This is a genomic window from Microbacterium sp. PMB16 (assembly GCF_051294855.1).
GTDB lineage: Bacteria > Actinomycetota > Actinomycetes > Actinomycetales > Microbacteriaceae > Microbacterium.
In genome coordinates, this window is record NZ_CP145908.1 from 2,961,594 (window position 1) to 2,980,917 (window position 19,324).

21 protein-coding genes are annotated in these 19,324 nt (G+C 67.3%); 19 read left to right on the plus strand and 2 right to left on the minus strand.

Annotation, left to right across the window (positions count from 1 at the left end; all coding sequences use genetic code 11):
• The first annotated feature begins 147 nt into the window (after positions 1 to 147).
• Genes rho through V5D55_RS14140 form a run of 3 tightly spaced genes read left to right on the plus strand, consistent with a single transcriptional unit; the run spans position 148 to position 3,738 of the window.
• Positions 148 to 2,208 carry a transcription termination factor Rho gene (gene rho / locus V5D55_RS14130; RefSeq protein ID WP_435744081.1) on the plus strand — a complete coding sequence of 687 codons (2,061 nt, stop codon included), beginning with the start codon at positions 148 to 150 and terminating at the stop codon, positions 2,206 to 2,208.
• Positions 2,209 to 2,218: 10 nt separating this feature from the next.
• Positions 2,219 to 3,298, plus strand: coding sequence for a peptide chain release factor 1 (gene prfA / locus V5D55_RS14135; RefSeq protein WP_435744083.1), 1,080 nt, complete (start codon positions 2,219 to 2,221; stop codon positions 3,296 to 3,298).
• Positions 3,299 to 3,330: 32 nt separating this feature from the next.
• Positions 3,331 to 3,738: a hypothetical protein gene (locus V5D55_RS14140; protein ID WP_435744086.1), complete on the plus strand. Its 408-nt coding sequence runs from the start codon at positions 3,331 to 3,333 to the stop codon at positions 3,736 to 3,738.
• Positions 3,739 to 3,748: 10 nt separating this feature from the next.
• On the opposite strand, the gene epsC is transcribed toward V5D55_RS14140, so the two are convergent.
• Both epsC and cysK read right to left on the minus strand, forming a co-directional pair.
• Entirely contained in the window at positions 3,749 to 4,318 is a 570-nt protein-coding gene (gene epsC / locus V5D55_RS14145; protein ID WP_435744089.1) for a serine O-acetyltransferase EpsC, read from the minus strand.
• A gap of 2 nt (positions 4,319 to 4,320) precedes the next feature.
• The gene (gene cysK, locus V5D55_RS14150; protein ID WP_435744092.1) at positions 4,321 to 5,259 is read right to left on the minus strand and encodes a cysteine synthase A; all 939 of its coding nucleotides are present in this window, start codon (positions 5,257 to 5,259) and stop codon (positions 4,321 to 4,323) included.
• 99 nt (positions 5,260 to 5,358) lie between these two features.
• On the opposite strand from cysK, the gene prmC reads away from it, so the two are divergent.
• The 16 genes from prmC (at position 5,359) to V5D55_RS14230 (ending at position 19,318) form a co-directional block, all read left to right on the plus strand.
• Positions 5,359 to 6,219, plus strand: a complete 861-nt coding sequence (gene prmC / locus V5D55_RS14155; RefSeq protein ID WP_435744094.1) for a peptide chain release factor N(5)-glutamine methyltransferase — start codon at positions 5,359 to 5,361, stop codon at positions 6,217 to 6,219.
• Positions 6,220 to 6,271: 52 nt separating this feature from the next.
• Positions 6,272 to 6,988: an L-threonylcarbamoyladenylate synthase gene (locus V5D55_RS14160; RefSeq protein WP_435744096.1), complete on the plus strand. Its 717-nt coding sequence runs from the start codon at positions 6,272 to 6,274 to the stop codon at positions 6,986 to 6,988.
• Positions 6,985 to 8,157, plus strand: coding sequence for an MraY family glycosyltransferase (locus tag V5D55_RS14165; protein ID WP_435744099.1), 1,173 nt, complete (start codon positions 6,985 to 6,987; stop codon positions 8,155 to 8,157). Before V5D55_RS14160 ends, V5D55_RS14165 begins: the two co-directional genes overlap by 4 nt.
• Complete coding sequence (locus V5D55_RS14170) at positions 8,154 to 8,672, plus strand: hypothetical protein (protein WP_435744101.1); 519 nt, start codon at positions 8,154 to 8,156, stop codon at positions 8,670 to 8,672. The genes V5D55_RS14165 and V5D55_RS14170 overlap by 4 nt, the downstream gene beginning before the upstream one ends.
• Before the next feature lie 143 nt (positions 8,673 to 8,815).
• Positions 8,816 to 9,604 (plus strand): F0F1 ATP synthase subunit A, encoded by a 789-nt coding sequence (atpB, locus tag V5D55_RS14175; RefSeq protein ID WP_435749314.1) that lies wholly within the window; start codon positions 8,816 to 8,818, stop codon positions 9,602 to 9,604.
• A 57-nt stretch (positions 9,605 to 9,661) separates the two neighbouring features.
• A complete protein-coding gene (atpE, locus tag V5D55_RS14180; protein ID WP_045265023.1) occupies positions 9,662 to 9,901 on the plus strand; it encodes an ATP synthase F0 subunit C in 240 nt (79 codons plus the stop codon).
• A 27-nt stretch (positions 9,902 to 9,928) separates the two neighbouring features.
• Positions 9,929 to 10,486, plus strand: a complete 558-nt coding sequence (locus tag V5D55_RS14185; RefSeq protein WP_435744103.1) for a F0F1 ATP synthase subunit B — start codon at positions 9,929 to 9,931, stop codon at positions 10,484 to 10,486.
• Entirely contained in the window at positions 10,486 to 11,277 is a 792-nt protein-coding gene (locus tag V5D55_RS14190) for a F0F1 ATP synthase subunit delta (RefSeq protein ID WP_435744106.1), read from the plus strand. The genes V5D55_RS14185 and V5D55_RS14190 overlap by 1 nt, the downstream gene beginning before the upstream one ends.
• A gap of 47 nt (positions 11,278 to 11,324) precedes the next feature.
• Complete coding sequence (gene atpA, locus V5D55_RS14195; protein ID WP_435744108.1) at positions 11,325 to 12,965, plus strand: F0F1 ATP synthase subunit alpha; 1,641 nt, start codon at positions 11,325 to 11,327, stop codon at positions 12,963 to 12,965.
• A gap of 20 nt (positions 12,966 to 12,985) precedes the next feature.
• The gene (locus tag V5D55_RS14200) at positions 12,986 to 13,885 is read left to right on the plus strand and encodes a F0F1 ATP synthase subunit gamma (RefSeq protein ID WP_435744110.1); all 900 of its coding nucleotides are present in this window, start codon (positions 12,986 to 12,988) and stop codon (positions 13,883 to 13,885) included.
• A 21-nt stretch (positions 13,886 to 13,906) separates the two neighbouring features.
• Positions 13,907 to 15,361 (plus strand): F0F1 ATP synthase subunit beta, encoded by a 1,455-nt coding sequence (gene atpD, locus V5D55_RS14205; protein ID WP_435744112.1) that lies wholly within the window; start codon positions 13,907 to 13,909, stop codon positions 15,359 to 15,361.
• A gap of 2 nt (positions 15,362 to 15,363) precedes the next feature.
• Positions 15,364 to 15,624: a F0F1 ATP synthase subunit epsilon gene (locus tag V5D55_RS14210; protein WP_435744115.1), complete on the plus strand. Its 261-nt coding sequence runs from the start codon at positions 15,364 to 15,366 to the stop codon at positions 15,622 to 15,624.
• Positions 15,625 to 15,717: 93 nt separating this feature from the next.
• Positions 15,718 to 16,464, plus strand: a complete 747-nt coding sequence (locus V5D55_RS14215) for a YaaA family protein (protein WP_435744118.1) — start codon at positions 15,718 to 15,720, stop codon at positions 16,462 to 16,464.
• A gap of 115 nt (positions 16,465 to 16,579) precedes the next feature.
• Positions 16,580 to 17,356 (plus strand): large exoprotein, encoded by a 777-nt coding sequence (locus V5D55_RS14220; protein WP_435744120.1) that lies wholly within the window; start codon positions 16,580 to 16,582, stop codon positions 17,354 to 17,356.
• Positions 17,357 to 17,454: 98 nt separating this feature from the next.
• On the plus strand, positions 17,455 to 18,438 hold the full coding sequence (locus tag V5D55_RS14225; RefSeq protein WP_435744123.1) for an aldo/keto reductase: 984 nt from the start codon (positions 17,455 to 17,457) through the stop codon (positions 18,436 to 18,438).
• 79 nt (positions 18,439 to 18,517) lie between these two features.
• Entirely contained in the window at positions 18,518 to 19,318 is an 801-nt protein-coding gene (locus tag V5D55_RS14230) for a PP2C family protein-serine/threonine phosphatase (protein ID WP_435744125.1), read from the plus strand.
• Positions 19,319 to 19,324: the final 6 nt, after the last annotated feature.

Genomic DNA, 19,324 nt, shown 5'->3' on the forward strand with positions numbered 1-19,324 from the left:
AGACCCGCACGCAAACCCCTGTGGCACAGCTCATTCCTGAGCTTCGTGCCGAGGCCGGCTGGCGCCGAGCGTCAGCCCGTGCGATCGTGCGCAGCACCCGTTGTGCGCGTTGAACGCTCATTCCCCATGACATATAAGGGAGTACTCGTGGAGAACCTCTCCGAGACCCAGAACGATCAGACGTCTGCCACCGGCACCGATTCGGCCACGGAGGCCGCGCCGGCGCGCAAGCGCGCGCCGCGTCGTGCCACCAGCGCCACCGCCGCCGCCAAGGCGGAGAAGGCTGCCGAGAAGGCTGCAGAGAAGACGGATGCCGCTCCTGCGGCGGCCGAGCCTCAGGCAGCAGCCTCCGGCGACGGCGCAGCGACGGCAGAAGCCGCTCCGAAGGCGAAGGCACCGCGTCGCAGCCGTGCCAAGAAGGCGGATGCCGAGGCGCCGGCCGCTGACGCCGTGACCGCGCCCGCCGAGGCAGCCCCCGCAACCACGGAGGCGCCGGCGGAGACCGCACCGAAGACCACCGGTCGCGGCCGTCGCACGCAGAAGCCCGCCACCGAGGCCGACGGCCAGTCCGCGGAGTCGAACACCGACACCGCGCCCGCCGAGGCTCCGAGCGAGAGCACTCGCGCCGACGGCAACCAGAACGACGGACAGCAGAGCGACAACGCGCGCAGCTCCAACGGTCGCAACAACCGCAACTCGGGTGCACGCAACGACAACGCTCAGAGTGCACGCAACGACAACGCCCAGAAAGACAACGCCCAGAAAGACAACGCCCAGAAGGACAACGGGCAGTCGGACAACTCGCAGGCGGACGACTCCGCCGGCGACTCCGGTGACGGCGACGAGCAGGGCGGTCGCAACCGCAATCGCAACCGCAGCCGTAACCGCGGCCGTGGACAGAGCGGCACGGCGCAGGAGCAGCAGCAGCCGCAGGCCGCCACAGACGACCAGGCGGGCGGCAACAACCGCAACCGTCAGCGCAACAAGCGTCGCGGCGCGGAGCCGACCGACGAGTTCGACACCGAGATCGGCGAGGACGACGTCCTGATCCCGATCGCCGGCATCCTCGACGTGCTCGACAACTACGCGTTCGTCCGCACCACCGGCTACCTCGCCGGCCCGAGCGACGTCTACGTGTCGCTCGGTCAGGTGAAGAAGTACAACCTGCGCAAGGGCGACGCGGTCGTCGGCTCGATCAAGCAGCCCCGCGAGGGCGAGCAGCAGGGGCGCCAGAAGTACAACGCCCTGGTCAAGGTCGACTCGATCAACGGCCTGTCCATCGACGACGCCGCGACCCGCGTGGAGTTCGGCAAGCTCACCCCGCTGTACCCCCAGGAGCGTCTGCGCCTGGAGACGGTGCCGGAGAAGCTCACGCAGCGCATCATCGACCTCGTCGCGCCGATCGGCAAGGGTCAGCGCGGTCTCATCGTCGCGCCTCCCAAGGCCGGCAAGACCATCGTGCTGCAGCAGATCGCCAACGCGATCGCGCAGAACAACCCCGAGGTCCACCTCATGGTCGTGCTCGTGGACGAGCGCCCCGAAGAGGTCACCGACATGGAGCGGACGGTCAAGGGCGAGGTCATCGCCTCGACGTTCGACCGCCCGGCCGAAGACCACACCACGGTCGCCGAGCTCGCCATCGAACGCGCCAAGCGCCTCGTCGAGTTGGGCCGCGACGTCGTCGTGCTGCTCGACTCGATCACCCGCCTCGGTCGTGCGTACAACCTGGCCGCACCGGCATCCGGTCGTGTGCTCAGCGGTGGCGTCGACGCGTCAGCCCTGTACCCGCCCAAGCGGTTCTTCGGCGCGGCGCGCAACATCGAGAACGGTGGATCGCTCACGATCCTCGCCACGGCTCTCGTCGAGACCGGCTCCAAGATGGACGAGGTCATCTTCGAGGAGTTCAAGGGCACCGGCAACAGCGAGCTGCGCCTGTCGCGCGCTCTCGCCGACAAGCGCATCTTCCCGGCTGTCGACGTGAACGCCTCGAGCACCCGCCGCGAGGAGATGCTGCTTTCGGCCGACGAGGTCAAGATCACCTGGAAGCTGCGTCGTGCCCTTGCGGGCCTCGACCAGCAGCAGGCCCTCGAGGTCGTGCTCGGCAAGCTCAAGGAGACGCACTCGAACGTCGAGTTCCTCGTGCAGATGCAGAAGTCGATCCCCACGCTCCCGTCGGGCGCGCACGGGCACGACAACAACATCCGCTGAGCGGCCTGACGTGTTCGAGTCCGTCCAGACTCTGCTCGACGAGCATCGCCGGGTCCAGGAGGAACTCTCCGACCCGGCGGTGCACGCCGACGCGGCCCGAGCGAAGCGCGTCAACCGTCGCTACGCCGAGCTGTCGAGGATCGTCGCCGCGTACGACGCGTGGGTGGCGGCATCCGATGATCTGGACACGGCACGCGAGTTCGCTCGCGAGGACGAGTCGATCGCGGCCGAGATCCCCGCGATGGAGGAAGAAGTCCAGGCGACACAGGAGCGACTCCGACGTCTGCTGATCCCGCGCGACCCCGACGACGCCCGTGACGTGATCATGGAGATCAAGGCGGGGGAGGGCGGCGCCGAGTCGGCGCTGTTCGCCGCCGACCTCCTGCGCATGTACGTGCAGTACGCGGCATCCAAGGGCTGGAAGACCGAGCTGCTGGAGCGCAACGAGTCCGACCTCGGCGGCTACAAGGACGTCCAGGTCGCGATCAAGGGCTCGTCCACCGACCCCGCGCAGGGCGTCTGGGCCCACCTCAAGTACGAGGGCGGTGTGCACCGCGTGCAGCGGGTTCCGGCGACCGAGTCGCAGGGGCGCATCCACACCTCGACCACCGGTGTGCTGGTGTTCCCCGAGGTCGATGAGCCCGAAGAGATCCAGATCGACCAGAACGATCTCAAGATCGATGTGTTCCGCTCGTCGGGACCGGGTGGGCAGTCCGTCAACACGACCGACTCCGCCGTGCGCATCACGCACGTGCCGACCGGCATCGTCGTCTCGATGCAGAACGAGAAGTCGCAGCTGCAGAACCGTGAGGCCGGGATGCGCGTGCTGCGCGCCCGCCTGCTCGCGCGGCAGCAGGAGGAGCTGGCTGCCGCCGCCTCCGACGTGCGCAAGTCGCAGATCCGCGGAATGGATCGCTCCGAGCGCATCCGCACCTACAACTTCCCGGAGAACCGCATCGCGGATCACCGCACCGGCTTCAAGGCGTACAACCTCGACCAGGTGATGGATGGCGCGCTCGATCCGATCATCACCAGCGCCATCGCGGCCGACGAGGAAGCGCAGCTCGCGGCCGTCGGAAACGACTCCTGACGTCGGAGCACCACGAGCGCTAGGCTCGGCGCGTGATCACACTTCTCATCCGGGCGCTGACGTACGTCGTCTCGGCCGGCATCGGGCTCATCGTCGCCGATGCCCTCCTCGAGGGCTTCCAGATCCAGTGGGACAAGTGGTGGGGTTTCGTCATCTGCATCCTGATCTTCGCGATCGTGCAGAGCGTGCTCGCCCCGCTGGTCGGCAGGCTTGCCGATCGCTACGCGCCGGTGCTGATGGGCGGAATCGGGATCATCTCGACGCTGATCGCCCTGGTCATCGTGGTGCTGCTGCCGATCGGCGGCCTTCGCATCGTCGATGCCACGGGATGGCTGCTCGGCGCGGTCATCGTCTGGCTCATCACCGCGCTCGGCAGCGTGCTGCTCCCGCTCGTCTTCCTCAAGCGGAAGAACGAGACCCAGGAATCCCGGCGTCGCTGATCTCTGCAAGTCAGATCGAGTAGTCGGGCGCGGTGAGCAGCGCCCTCGTGTCCTCACCGATGGTGCGGTGACGCGGCTTCGCCGGCACGCCGACCAGGATGCTGTCCGCCGGGGCGTCTCGTGTGACCACAGCGTTCGCGCCGATCACCGATCCTGCGCCGATCGTGACCGGCCCGAGGATCTTCGCGCCGGCCCCGACCGCCACACCGTCTCCGAGGGTCGGATGCCGCTTGCCGGAGTCGCGCGTGCGGCCGCCCAGCGTGACCCCGTGATAGAGCATCACGTCGTCGCCGATCTCCGCCGTCTCGCCGATCACCACGCCCATGCCGTGATCGATGAAGAATCGTCGGCCGATGCGCGCACCGGGATGGATCTCGATCCCGGTCAGCCATCGCGACAGCTGCGACGAGGCGCGGGCGAGCAGCCGCAGACGGCGGCGCCAGAGCGCATGCGACACGCGATGCGCCCAGATGGCGTGCAGACCCGGATACAGCAGCGCCACCTCGGCGGCGCTGCGCGCAGCAGGGTCCCGCAGGCGCGCGGCGACGATGTCCTCGCGCACGCGGCCCCAGATCGTCATGCTCACTCGTCGCGGAGGTGCTCGTAGAGAGCCGTCGAGAGATAGCGCTCACCGAACGAGGGGATGATCACGACGATGTTCTTACCGGCCGCCTCCGGCCGCTTCGCGATCTCGAGCGCCGCCCAGATCGCCGCGCCGCTCGACATGCCGACCAGGATGCCGTCCTTCGCCGCGGTGTCGCGGGCGAGACGGATCGCGTCGTCGAAGGTGACGTCGATGACCTCGTCGATCACGTCGCGATCGAGGATCGGAGGAACGAAGTTCGGTCCGATTCCCTGGATCTTGTGCGGACCGGGGTGGCCCTCGGTGAGGATGGGGGAGTCCTTGGGCTCGACGGCGACGACCTTGACGCCCGGGATGCGCTCCTTCAGCACCTGGCCGACACCGGTGATGGTTCCGCCGGTTCCGATGCCGGCGACGAAGTAGTCGACCTTGCCGTCGGTGTCGCGGAGGATCTCCTCCGCGGTGGTCTTGCGGTGGATGGCCGGGTTGGCCTCGTTCGCGAACTGCTTGGCGAGGACCGCACCGGGCGTCTTCGCCGCGATCTCCTCGGCCTCGGCGATCGCGTTGGTCATGCCCTTCGTCGGGTCGGTCAGCACCAGCTCGGCGCCGAACGCCTTGAGCAGCATCCGACGCTCCTTCGACATCGACGCCGGCATCGTGAGGATGACCTTGTACCCGCGGGCTGCGCCGACCATGGCGAGCGCGATGCCGGTGTTGCCGCTGGTCGCTTCGACGATGGTTCCGCCCGGCTTCAGCTCGCCGGATGCCTCGGCGGCGTCCACGATGGCGATGCCGAGGCGGTCCTTCACGCTGGATGCCGGGTTGTAGAACTCGAGCTTGGCGAGCACGGTCGCGTCGACGCCCTCAGCCACCCTGTTCAGGCGGACGAGCGGGGTGTTGCCGAACGCGGTCGTGATGTCGGAGTGGATACCGGGCATGGAGGAACCTTCCTGAGCGGGACGATGCCGCACCAGCCTATTCGAGGCGCCGATTCGCGCCGGTAATGTGACGCTCGCTCGCACTCTACGCTGGAAGTCATGCCTGAGACCACGCTCGCCGCGCTCGTACGCGCCGCGGCCCAGCGGCTCGCCGACGCCGGCGTGCCCGACCCTCTCGTCGACGCCGAACTGCTCGTCGGTCATGTGCTGGGGCGGCGTCGCGGCGAGGTGCAGGCGGCTATCGTCCGCGGCGACGGGGCGTCCGACGACGATGCGGTGCGGCTGGAGACCGTGGTGGCCAGGCGCGCCGCCCGGGAGCCCCTGCAGCACATCACCGGCACGGCGCCGTTCCGTCACCTCGAGCTGGCCGTCGGGCCCGGCGTCTTCGTGCCGCGGCCCGAGACCGAGACCGTCGTGCAGTACGCGATCGACGCGCTGCTGAACGCGCCGGATCCCGCACCCATCGGCGTCGACCTGGGCACCGGAAGCGGGGCGATCGCCCTCGCCATGGCGACCGAGGTGCCGCACTCCCGCGTGTTCGCGGCCGAGCTCTCTCCGGACGCCCACGCCTGGGCGAGCCGCAACACCGACGGGGTCGAGAACCTGACCCTGGTGCTGTCGGATCTCGGCGAGGCATTCCCGGAGCTCGACGGCACGGCATCCGTCGTCATCTCCAACCCGCCCTACGTGCCGGATGCCGCGATCCCGCGCGACCCGGAGGTCCGACTGTTCGATCCCGCGATGGCCCTGTACGGGGGAGAGGACGGCCTCGACATCGTGCGGACGCTCAGCACCAGGGCGCTGCGGCTGCTCCGTCCCGGTGGCCTGATCGTGATCGAGCACGGCGAGCTGCAGGGCGGATCGATCCGTGAACTCCTCACGGCCGACGGCTGGCGAGCGGCGGCGACGCATCGCGACCTCACGCTGCGCGACCGCACCACCACTGCTCTGCGCCCCTGATCAGCGCACTCCGAGCGTCGAACCCGTTCACCCCGGATAGAATCGAACCGTCATGTCAACCATCTTCGACTGCCGCGACGAGGCCGAGCTGCTTGCCGGAATGCGCCACGCGCGCCAGGCGATCGGCCGCGGCGAACTCATCGTGATGCCCACCGACACCGTCTACGGCGTGGCCGCCGACGCCTTCTCGCCCGCCGCGGTGCAGCGGCTGCTCGACGCGAAGGGCCGCGGCCGTGACCAGCCGCCGCCCGTGCTGATCGGGACGAAGGAGACCCTCGCGGCTCTGGCTGAGTCGGTTCCCGAGCCGGTGCAGCGCCTCGTCGACGCGTTCTGGCCGGGCGGGCTCACGATCGTGCTCCCCGCACAGCCGTCGCTGGTGTGGGACCTGGGGGAGACCCTCGGAACCGTCGCAGTGCGGATGCCGGAGGGGCACGTCGCGCTGGAGCTCCTCGCCGAGACCGGACCACTCGCGGTGTCGAGCGCCAACCTCACCGGCCATGCCGCCGCGATCTCGGCCCATGATGCCGAACAGATGCTCGGCGAGAGCGTCGCCGTCTATCTCGCCGACGGCATGAGCAAGGAGGGCATCGCGTCGACGATCGTCGACGCGACTTCCCTCGTCCGCCGCGCGGGCGAAGAGCCGGGCGTCGTCCGCATCCTGCGTGACGGGGTGGTGACTCGTGAGCAGCTGCACGACGTGCTCGGCGAGCTGCTCGCACCCGGAGAAGAGACCGAGCACGTGGAGGAGCATCAGGACGGGGATTCGTGAAGCAGTATCTCTTCACGATCATCCTCACCGCCGTGATCACCTTCGGGCTGACATGGGCGGTGTGGCGCCTCAGCCTCCGCTTCAAGCTCTATCCCGGCATCCGCGATCGGGATGTGCACACGACCCCCACTCCGCGCCTCGGCGGGGTCGCGATCTTCCTCGGCATCGCCGTCGGCAGCATCGTCTCGGCGGCCAATCCGTTCTTCCAGAGCATCTGGTTCCCGCCGACCACCATGTGGTCGATCCTCGGCGCCTCGTTCCTGATCGCCGTGATCGGCGTGGTCGACGACCTGTGGGACCTGGACTGGATGATCAAGCTCGGCGCGCAGTTCCTGGCTGCCGGCATCATCACGGTGGGCGGGGGGCTGCAGATCCTGTCGCTGCCGTTCGGCGATCTGATCGTCTTCTCGAGCTGGGTCAGCATCAGCATCACGATGTTCGCGATCGTGATCGTCATGAACGCAGTGAACTTCATCGACGGCCTCGACGGCCTCGTCGCCGGAGTGTGCCTGATCTCCAACGGCGTGTTCTTCGCCTACTCCTACATCTTCACCCGAGACTCGGGAGCATCGAGCTACTTCAACCTCTCGACCTTCATCGCCGCCGTCCTGATCGGCGCCTGCCTGGGCTTCCTACCGCTGAACTGGAGCCCGGCGAAACTGTTCATGGGCGACTCCGGCGCGCTGGTCATCGGACTCCTGATGTCCACGTCCGCCATCGCCCTCACCGGCCAGATGGATCCCTCAGCGCTCGACCCGGAGCGCCTCGGCCGTTCGCAGCTGCTCGGTGCGTTCATCCCGATCCTGCTGCCGCTCCTGGTCGTGCTGCTGCCGCTGCTCGACTTCGGCCTCGCCGTGCTCCGCCGCATGAACGCGGGCAAGTCGCCCTTCTCGCCCGATCGCAAGCACCTCCATCATCGGATGCTCGATCTCGGCCACCGCGACCGTGACGCGGTCCTCATCTTCTACGCGTGGACCGCTGTCATCTCGCTGGCCGTGCTGCTGATGTACGTCGGGGCTCGAGAGGACTGGCCCGGTCAGTACCTTCCGGGCGTCGGCTTCGGCATCGTCGGCATCGCCGCCTGCCTCGTCATCACCCTGAGCCCTACCCGCCGCCGGAAGCGTGCCGCGGGCGTTGCACCCGATCCGACACCCGTGGAGTCCTCATGAGCCCGAGCCCTGTTTCCAGCACGCCGATCCTGCGCCGGACCCTGATCTGGTCGGCGGTGGCGACGGTGGTGCTGGCGATCATCGCCGGCGGAGTCGGATTCCTCGTGGCGCAGGGGGAGGGGCTCGTGAGCGGGCTGCTCGGCGTACTCCTCGCCGCCCTGTTCCTGGCGATCACCGGGATCAGCATCCTCGTCGCGAACCGCTGGTACGGCGATCCGATCTATGTGCAGCTCTTCTTCGCCATCGTGCTCGGCGGCTGGCTCCTGAAGCTCGGCCTGTTCGTCGTGGTGATGATCCTGCTCGGTGGTCAGCCCTGGCTGCACCCGATGGTGTTCTTCCTGTCGATCGTCGCGGGCGTGATCATGTCGCTGGTGATCGACGTCATCGTGCTGACCCGCATGCGCCTGCCGAACGTCAGCGACACGACGCTGCCGACGGAGGTGCCGGAAGACGTGGCACCAGGCAGCCAGAACCGCGCGGGCGAGGGATCGTCCGAGGGCGGCCCGCGGTCTTAGGACAACCTCATATTCTGATAGTGTTGAGGAGTGCCCGCCGCTCGCCCGCGAGCGCTTGCGCTGATAGCACACCGACCATCGTCGCCCCGGTTTAGACCGGTGCCCCGAAGCTGGAGCCCGCGCTGTTTAATCTTGCTGCGACCCTGATCCCTCGACTTGCCACTGACGGCGAGTTCCACGGCCCGTCGATCGATGAGTTCTTCCCGGAGATCCTCTTCAACGCGTTCGGTGTCATCCCGGTGCACCGCATCCATCTGGTGCAGTTCCTCTCCGTGATCGCGGTGGTCCTCATCCTCTGGCTCGGCACCCGCCGCATGACGGTCGTTCCCGGCCGTTTCCAGAGCCTGGTGGAGATGGGCCTCGGACTCGTCCGCGGCAACATCGCCCACGATCTGCTCGGACGCAAGGACGGCGACCGCTTCCTGCCGATCCTCACCACGATCTTCTTCATGGTGCTGTTCATGAACATCACGGGCATCATCCCGTTCCTGAACATCGCCGGAACCAGCATCGCGGCCGTGCCGTTGACGCTGGCACTGGTCTCCTACGTCACGTTCATCTACGCAGGTATGCGACGTCACGGCTTCCGCTTCTTCAAGAACGCGCTCCTCCCGCAGGGCGTTCCCGGATTCGCGATGCCGATCGTCGCCATCATCGAGCTCCTCTCGACCTTCATCCTGCGTCCGGTCACGCTGATGCTCCGACTCCTGATGAACATGGTCGTCGGGCACATGCTGCTTGTCCTCTGCTTCGCAGCAACCCAGTTCTTCTTCTTCACCGTCGGCGGCGGCTGGGCCGCACTCGGTGTCGGAACCCTCGCCTTCGGCGGCGCCTTCACTCTCTTCGAGATTCTGGTCGCCGTTCTCCAGGCCTACGTCTTCACCGTCCTCACCGCGGTCTACATCCAGCTCGCGGTCGCAGAAGAGCACTGAGCAACAGACTCTGAGCGGGCGGGCATCAGCCCTCCCACCCAACGAAAGGAAAAACCCGTGGACGCAACTACGGTTCTCGCTGAAATCAACGGTCACATCGGTGCGGTCGGCTACGGCCTCGCAGCCATCGGCCCGGCCATCGGCGTGGGTATCGTCGTCGGCAAGACCATCGAGGGCGTCGCCCGTCAGCCCGAGCTGGCCGGTCGCCTTCAGGTCCTCATGTGGATCGGTATCGCCTTCACCGAGGCGCTTGCGTTCGTCGGCATCGCCGTCGCATTCATCCCGTTCCCCGCGTAATCCCTACCGACTCATGAAGGAGACAGGATGCTGAACGCTCTTGTCACGAACCTCGCAGCTGAGGGCGAAGCGGCTCACAACCCGCTGATCCCCGCGTGGTACGACATCATCTGGTCGGGTCTGTGGTTCGTCCTCATCCTTCTCGTGGTGTGGAAGGTCGCCCTTCCGAAGCTGACGAAGATGCTCGACGAGCGTTCGGCTGCCATCGAAGGCAACATGGCGAAGGCTGACGAGGCGCAGAAGAAGGCCGAAGCAGCGCTCGAGGAGTACACCCGCCAGTTGGCGGAGGCACGCACCGAGGCCGGTGAGATCCGTGAGGCCGCCCGCGAGGACGGCAAGAAGATCGTCGCCGAGGCCAAGGATGCTGCTTCCACCGAGGCGGCACGCCTCACGGCCACCGCGCACACGCAGATCGAGGCCGAGCGTCAGACCGCTCTCGTCTCGCTCCGCAGCGAGGTGGGCTCGCTGGCCCTCGACCTCGCCGGTGGTGTCGTCGGAGAGACCCTCTCCGACGACGCTCGTGCGACGGCTGTCGTCGACCGCTTCCTCGCCGATCTCGAAGCATCCGAGAAGGCGGCGAAGTAATGGGCAGCGCGACCACTCAGGCACTCGCGGCATCCATCGAGACGCTTGCCGCAGCGAAGGGCGTCACTCTCGACACCGCACGGGAGCTTTTCGCTGCCGGGCGTGCCGTGAGTGAGTCGTCCCAGCTGAGCGGCGCGCTTGCCGACCCTTCGGCTCCGGCCGTCGCGCGACAGAACGTCGTCGCAGCGGTCTTCGGCGGATTCTCTGCAGACGCGCAGAGCGTTCTGAAGACCGTCGTGGCCGAGCGCTGGTCGAACGCAGGCGAGCTGGTGGACGGCATCGAGGAGCTCGCGATCCGCGCCGCAGCGATCGCCGAACCGGGCGCTGACATCGAGGGAGAACTCTTCGGATTCTCCCGCGTCATCGCCGCGAACGCCGAGCTGGAGCTCGCCCTGGGCAGCCGCCTCGGGGGAGAAGACGCCAAGGCCGCACTCGTCGAGCGCTTGCTCGCCGACGGCGGCTCGAGCGCTCCGGTCACGCTGATCGTCTCCTCGCTCGTGCGCCAGCCGCGCGAGCGGCGTGTGCGCCAGCTGCTCAGCCGCGCCACGCGCATCGTCTCGAGCCAGCATGGTCGGGTCGTCGCTACGGTCCACAGCGCGTCCGAGCTCAACGACGCGCAGCGCACCCGTCTCAGCGACGCTCTCTCGCGCCGCTACGACGGCAAGGTCTCGCTCAACGTCGTCATCGACCCTGCCGTCGTCGGAGGTCTGCGCGTGCAGATCGCCGATGACGTCATCGACGGCAGCATCTCCGCTCGACTCGCAGACCTTCGCCAGAAGCTCGCGGGCTAACACGACTTCGCGCGGGGAACCGCGCACCCAGATACAAAGGGAAGACAATGGCAGAACTATCGATCAGCCCCGACGTCATCCGTGACGCGCTGAAGGACTTCGCCGCCGCCTACGAGCCCACCGGGGCAGCGGCGACCGAGGTCGGCACCGTCATCGACGCCGCGGATGGAATCGCGCACGTCGAGGGCCTGCCCGGCGTCATGGCCAACGAGCTCGTGACCTTCGCAGACGGCACCAAGGGTCTCGCACTGAACCTCGACGAGCACCAGATCGGTGTCGTCGTCCTCGGCGAGTTCACCGGCGTCGAAGCCGGCCAGGAGGTCACCCGCACCGGTGAGGTCCTCTCGGTCCCCGTCGGCGACGGCTACCTCGGTCGCGTCGTCGACCCGCTCGGAAACCCGATCGACGGCCTCGGCCCGGTCGCCACCGAGGGTGTCCGCGAGCTCGAACTGCAGGCGCCTGGCGTCATGCAGCGCAAGTCGGTCCACGAGCCGATGCAGACCGGCATCAAGGCCATCGACGCGATGATCCCGGTCGGCCGCGGTCAGCGTCAGCTGATCATCGGCGACCGCCAGACCGGTAAGACGGCCATCGCGATCGACACGATCATCAACCAGAAGGCCAACTGGGACTCGGGCGACGTCAACAAGCAGGTCCGCTGCATCTACGTCGCCATCGGCCAGAAGGGCTCGACCATCGCTTCGGTGAAGGGCGCGCTCGAAGAGGCCGGTGCCCTGGAGTACACCACGATCGTGGCAGCTCCGGCATCCGACCCCGCCGGCTTCAAGTACCTGGCTCCCTACACGGGTTCCGCCATCGGTCAGCACTGGATGTACGGCGGCAAGCACGTCCTCATCATCTTCGACGACCTGTCGAAGCAGGCCGAGGCCTACCGTGCCGTCTCCCTCCTGCTGCGCCGCCCGCCGGGCCGCGAGGCATACCCGGGTGACGTCTTCTACCTGCACTCCCGTCTGCTGGAGCGTTGCGCGAAGCTGTCCGACGAGCTCGGCGCAGGGTCCATGACGGGTCTCCCGATCATCGAGACCAAGGCGAACGACGTCTCGGCGTACATCCCGACCAACGTGATCTCGATCACCGATGGCCAGATCTTCCTCCAGTCCGACCTCTTCAACGCCAACCAGCGTCCGGCGGTCGACGTGGGTATCTCGGTCTCGCGCGTCGGCGGTGACGCGCAGGTCAAGTCGATCAAGAAGGTCTCCGGAACGTTGAAGCTGGAGCTCGCGCAGTACCGCTCCCTCGAGGCCTTCGCGATGTTCGCGTCCGACCTCGACGCGGCTTCGCGTCGTCAGCTGTCCCGTGGTGCGCGCCTGACCGAGCTGCTCAAGCAGCCGCAGTACTCGCCGTACCCCGTCGAGGAGCAGGTCGTCTCGATCTGGGCCGGAACGAAGGGCAAGCTCGACACGATCGAGGTCTCCGACGTCCTCCGCTTCGAGCGCGAGCTCCTGGACTACCTACGTCGCAACACCAAGGTGCTCGACACCCTGCGTGAGACCAACGTCCTCGACGACGACACGGTCGCAGAGCTCGAGAAGCACACGGACGCCTTCGTCCTGGAGTTCCAGGGTGGCAAGGGACACGCCATCGGCGCTCCCGGTCACGAAGAGCACGAGGCTGCCGAGGCGGAAGACGTCAATCAGGAGAAGATCGTCAAGGGTCGTCGCGCGTAACCGCGTGAGGTACTGAATTCATGGGCGCTCAACTCAGGGTCTACAAGCAGAAGATCTCTTCTGCTCAGACGACCAAGAAGATCACGAAGGCGATGGAACTCATCGCGGCTTCGCGCATCCAGAAGGCGATGGCACGCGTCAAAGCGTCCAGCCCCTTCGCGCGAGCCGTGACGAGGGCCGTCTCCGCCGTCGCGACGCACTCGAACGTCGACCACCCGCTCACCCGCGAGCCCGAGTCGATCCGCCGCTCCGCGGTCGTGATCTTCTCCTCGGACCGCGGTCTCGCCGGAGCCTTCAACTCGCAGATCCTCCGTGAGGGTCTCGAGGTGGCGGAGCTCCTGCGCGGGCAGGGCAAGGAGCCGGTGTTCTACCTCGTCGGCCGCAAGGCCGTCGGCTACTTCCAGTTCCGTCGCATCGCGGCGGCTGCGGAGTGGACCGGCGACACCGACACCCCGTCGTTCCACACCGCGGAGGAGATCTCGCAGCAGCTGCTCGAGGACTTCAACCGCGGCGCGGATGAGGGCGGCGTCGACGAGATCCACCTCGTGTACAACCGGTTCGTCAGCATGATGACGCAGTCGCCGGAATCCGTTCGTCTCCTTCCGCTGGAGATCTCGGAGGCCGACGAGTCGGAGGCGGGTAACACCGTCTACCCGCTGTACGAGTTCGAACCGGATGCCGAGACCGTGCTGGACGCGATCCTGCCGGTGTACATCCAGAGCCGCGTCTTCAACGCACTCCTGCAGTCGTCCGCCGCCAAGCAGGCCGCGACGCAGAAGGCGATGAAGTCCGCCAGCGACAACGCCGACAAGCTCATCACCGACTACACCCGTCTGCGCAACAACGCGCGTCAGGCGGAGATCACGCAGCAGATCGCAGAGATCGTCGGCGGCGCCGACGCGCTCTCGTCGAGCAAATAGACCATCAGGAGAGAGACGAAAATGACCCCCACCGCCACGGCTGACCAGCCGGCGACCGCGGTCGTCGGGCGCGTCGCACGCGTCAACGGTCCGGTTGTCGACATCGAGTTCCCGCACGACTCGATCCCCGACATCTACAACGCACTGAAGACCACGATCGTGATCGGCGAATCTTCCGTCGAGATCACCCTCGAGGTCGCTCAGCACCTCGGCGACGACCTCGTCCGCGCCATCGCACTGAAGCCGACCGACGGTATCGTCCGCGGCCAGGAAGTGCGCGACACCGGAGAGGCCATCTCGGTCCCCGTCGGTGACGTCACCAAGGGCAAGGTCTTCAACGTGATCGGCGAGGTGCTCAACCTCGAGCCCGGCGAGACCATCGAGGTCACCGAGCGCTGGCCCATCCACCGCAAGGCGCCGAACTTCGACCAGCTCGAGTCCAAGACCTCGATGTTCGAGACCGGCATCAAGTCGATCGACCTCCTCACGCCGTACGTGCTGGGCGGAAAGATCGGTCTGTTCGGTGGCGCCGGTGTCGGCAAGACCGTCCTCATCCAGGAGATGATCCAGCGCGTCGCGCAGGACCACGGTGGTGTGTCGGTGTTCGCCGGTGTCGGTGAGCGCACCCGTGAGGGCAACGACCTCATCCACGAGATGGAAGAGGCGGGTGTCTTCGACAAGACGGCCCTCGTCTTCGGCCAGATGGACGAGCCGCCGGGAACGCGTCTGCGCGTCGCCCTCTCGGCTCTGACGATGGCGGAGTACTTCCGTGACGTGCAGAAGCAGGACGTGCTGCTCTTCATCGACAACATCTTCCGCTTCACGCAGGCAGGTTCCGAGGTCTCGACGCTGCTCGGCCGCATGCCGTCCGCCGTGGGTTACCAGCCGAACCTCGCCGACGAGATGGGTGTGCTCCAGGAGCGCATCACCTCGACGCGTGGTCACTCGATCACCTCGCTGCAGGCGATCTACGTGCCGGCCGACGACTACACCGACCCGGCTCCGGCGACCACCTTCGCCCACCTCGACGCGACGACCGAGCTCTCTCGTGAGATCGCATCGAAGGGTCTGTACCCGGCCATCGACCCGCTGACCTCGACGTCGCGGATCATGGACCCCCGGTACTTGGGCGAGGACCACTACCGCGTCGCGACCACGGTCAAGCAGATCCTCCAGAAGAACAAGGAACTGCAGGAGATCATCGCGATCCTCGGTGTCGACGAGCTCTCCGAAGAGGACAAGATCGTCGTGTCGCGTGCACGTCGCATCCAGCAGTTCCTCTCGCAGAACACCTACATGGCGAAGAAGTTCACCGGTGTCGAGGGTTCGACCGTCCCGCTCAAGGAGACCATCGAGTCGTTCGATGCGATCACCCGCGGTGACTTCGACCACGTCGCCGAGCAGGCCTTCTTCAACGTCGGTGGCATCAACGACGTCGAAGAGCAGTGGGCGAAGATCCAGAAGGAGAACGGCTGACCATGGCGCTCAACGTGAGCCTCGTCTCCGCTGACGCGGAGGTCTGGACGGGAGAGGCGAGCCTCGTGGTCGCCAAGACCGTCGAGGGTGAGATCGGCTTCATGACCGGCCACGAGCCGGTGCTGGCCATCCTCACCGAGGGCCAGGTCCGCATCACCCAGACGGATGGCACCAAGGTGCTGGCCAACGCGCAGGACGGGTTCCTCTCCATGGAGGGCAACACCCTGACGATCGTTGCCGGCAACGCGGCTCTCATCGCCTAGCAGTTCGCTTTTCTCGTCCGCCCCGGACCTTGCCCGCTCTTCTGTTGAGTGAGTGCAGGCTCCGGGGCGGACGTGTCTGTTCTCCGAGGTCATATGAAGATCCTTCTCCCGCCGTCCGAGACCAAGCGTCCCGGCGGTGACGGCGCCCCTCTGGCTCTCGCGGCGCTGCCGCTGCCGGGTCTGCACGCGCATCGGTCGGCTGCCGTCGACGCCCTCATCGACCTCGCCGCCGATGAAGAGGCGGCGAAGCGGGTGCTGAAACTCAGCGCGCGCCAGGCCGGTGACGTCCTGCACAACCGGATGCTGCGCACGGCGCCCACGATGGCAGCCGTCGACCGATACACGGGCGTGCTCTTCGATGCGCTGGATGCCGCCACGCTCTCGGCGGCCGCTCGACGATGGCTCGGTGAGCACGTGTGGATCCACAGCGCGCCCCTGGGGCCCGTCGGCGCGCTCGACGCGCTGCCGGCCTATCGGCTCTCCGCCGGTACTTCGCTCCCGGGGCTGCCGGCGTTGCGACGGCACTGGGCGGATGCCACCTCGTCTGCGATCGCCGAGGCGGAACCGTCGTTCATCCTCGACCTCCGCAGTGAGGCCTACGTCGCACTCGGACCGGTTCCGGCATCCGTCCCCTCCGCGTACGTGCGCGTCGTGACCGAGCACGGCAGAGCACTCAACCACTTCAACAAGAAGTCCAAGGGATTGCTGGTGCGCGCACTCGCGGAAGATCGGCCGAGGCTTTCCTCGGTACGGGAGTTCCGCGCATGGGCCACCAAGCGGGACATCGTGGTGCGCGACGGCGAGAGAACCGGCATATTGGAGCTCGTCGTCGTCGAGTGACGCCGTGTAACGCGCGGATGATTCTCCCCGCGTGGTTCGTTGCCCGCCGCTGGTGCGCCCGCTATGGTGGGGGACGCGACGCGAACCGCGTCAGTTCAATGGTTCCGGAGGGGTCATGTCCGACTACTACGACGGCGGAGCAGCTCTCGCAGCTGCTTTCGCGTTCTTCTTCATCGGGCTGCTGTTCGCAGTGGCCTTCTACGTCATCACCGCCATCTTCCTCTCGAAGGTCTTCGAGAAGGCCGGCGTCCAGGGCAAGTGGCGTGCCTGGGTGCCCGTCTACAACTACCTCGTGTTCGCAAAGCTCGGAGACGTCTCGCCGTGGGTCGTCCTCATCGCGCTATTGCTCGCCTGCATCCCGTACCTGAACGCCCTCACGGGAATCGCGTTCGCTGTCGTGCTCGCGATGGTCGCCTGGCGAGTCGGTCTCAAGCTTCAGAAGGACGCTGTGTGGGTGGTGCTCTGGGTCTTCCTCGCCCCCGTCTGGCTCGGCATCAACGCCTTCGACAAGTCGCGCTGGAACCCGAACATCGCGCCGGCCCCATGGGCGGGTAACGGTTTCTTCGCTGACAGCACCGTCTGGGACGGCGTTCCCGCTCAGCCGTCTGCGGCTCCGCAGCAGGGCTACGGCGCGGCTCCCCAGGGATACGCTCCGCCGGCGCCGCAGGGTTACGCTCCGCCCGCTCCGCAGGGTTACGCGCCTCCGGCACAGCCCGGCTACGCACCTCCGGCAGGTCCCGCGGCTCCCGCGACCGGCGCGCCGGTTCCTCCCGCGCCGCCGACCACTCCGCCGGCACCTCCGGCAGCACCGCCCGTGACTCCGCCGGCACCTCCGGCCGCGCCGCCGGCACCGCCCGCCGCGCCGACGGATCCGACGCAGCCTCCGGCGTGATCTTCTGAGACAGGGCCCCCGACTTCGGTCGGGGGCCCTGTGCTGTCCCTCCGGTGCGCTGCGTCGTCCGGCGCGGCAGGGCGACTAACGTGGAGACCATGGTCATGTCGCAGCGCCGGGTCGGCGCGTCCGGACTCCTCGTCTCGCCGACCGGGCTCGGGTGCAACAACTTCGGACGCAGCGGCACCGCCACCGAGACGCTCGCCGGCACCCGCACGGTGATCGACGCGGCGATCGCAAACGGGATCACCTTTCTCGACACCGCGGACATGTACGGCGCTGTCGCGGGTGCCAGCGAGGCGCTGATGGGCGAAGCCCTGGAAGGGCGCAGGGATCGGGTCGTCCTCGCGACGAAGTTCGGGCAAGAACGGGACATGGGCTACGAGTTCCCCGGCGCCCGCGCGTCGCGCCGCTACGTGCGTCGCGCGGTCGAGGAATCGCTGCGGCGGCTCCGCACCGACTGGATCGACCTGTATCAGCTGCATCTCCCCGACCCGGAGACGCCGATCGCGGAGACCACGGACGCGCTGGACGAGCTCGTGCGTGAGGGGAAGATCCGGTACTACGGGCACTCCAACTTCACCGGATGGCAGATCGCGGAAGCCGAGTTCACCTCGAGGGAGCGGTCCACGGGACGATTCATCTCCGCCCAGAACCACTACTCGCTGCTGGCTCGCGCCGCGGAGCGCGAAGTGCTGCCCGCCGTCGAACGGTACGGGCTCGGCTTCTTCCCGTACTTCCCTCTGCACAACGGATTGCTCACCGGCAAGTTCACCCGAGACGGCGGGCCCGCATCGAGCCGGATCATGTCGACGCGCCGGCACGTCTGGGAGAACGCGCCGTGGGATGCGATCGAACGGTTCCGCGCGTTCTGCGACGAGCGGGATATCACGATGCTGCAGGCATCGTTCGGTTGGCTTCTCGCGAAGCCGGCGGTCTCCAGCGTCATCGCCGGAGCGACGTCGGCAGAGCAGGTCGAAGCGAACGCCGTCGCAGGTGAAGCGTGGCAGCCGGATGCCGCGGAGCTCGAGATCATCGATTCGCTGTTCCCTCTGCCCGAGGATCCGGGGGCCCGAGTGTGATCGCGGCGGGGGAGTTCTACTACGATGTGTGAGTATCCTGCGACTGCCCGAATCACCGCAGGTCCATCGGAGGCGGCACGTGGCTGAGACGACGAAGACGCACAGCGTCACGGTTGCGCAGCGTCCGCTGCTGCTCTCGTGGGCGGGCGTCACCGATCAGGGGCGTCGTCGTGAGACGAACCAGGACGCGTTCCTCGCGGACTACCCTCTCTTCATCGTCGCCGACGGCATGGGAGGGCACGCGGGTGGTGAGATCGCCAGTCGCAGCACGGTCTCGCGGCTCCAGGCAGTCGTCGAAGCGGGTACCGTCAGCCGGCCCACGATCGAGAACGCGCTCGAGCTCGCGATCGGCGACATCGCCGACCACCCGGAGACGACCGACGAAGGAACCGGGACCACCCTCACGGGCGTCTATCTCGATGAGGACGGCGATGAGCCGCAATGGGTCTCGCTGAACATCGGCGACTCCCGGGTGTATCTGCTGCGCGACGACCGGCTCATCCAGGTCACGACGGATCACTCGGTCGTGCAGGAGCTGATCGCTGCGGGAAAGCTCAGCCCGGAAGAGGCGGAGGGGCATCCCTACAGCAACGTGATCACGCGGGCCGTCGGCGCGAGTGAACTCACCGCCCCCGACTACGTGACGATCGACGTGCGCCCCGGAGATCGGTTCGTGATCTGCTCGGACGGGCTCACCAAAGAGCTCACCGACTACGGCATCCAGCACTTCCTGCGAGAGAACGCGGAGCCGGGGCCTGCCGTCGATGCGATGCTCGCCGCAGCCCTGGAGAACGGCGGCCGCGACAACGTGACGCTCGTCATCGTTCAGGTGAGCGCGGAGGGCGACGAGTCCTCCACACCCGGCGACACGGCCGAATAGCCGTTC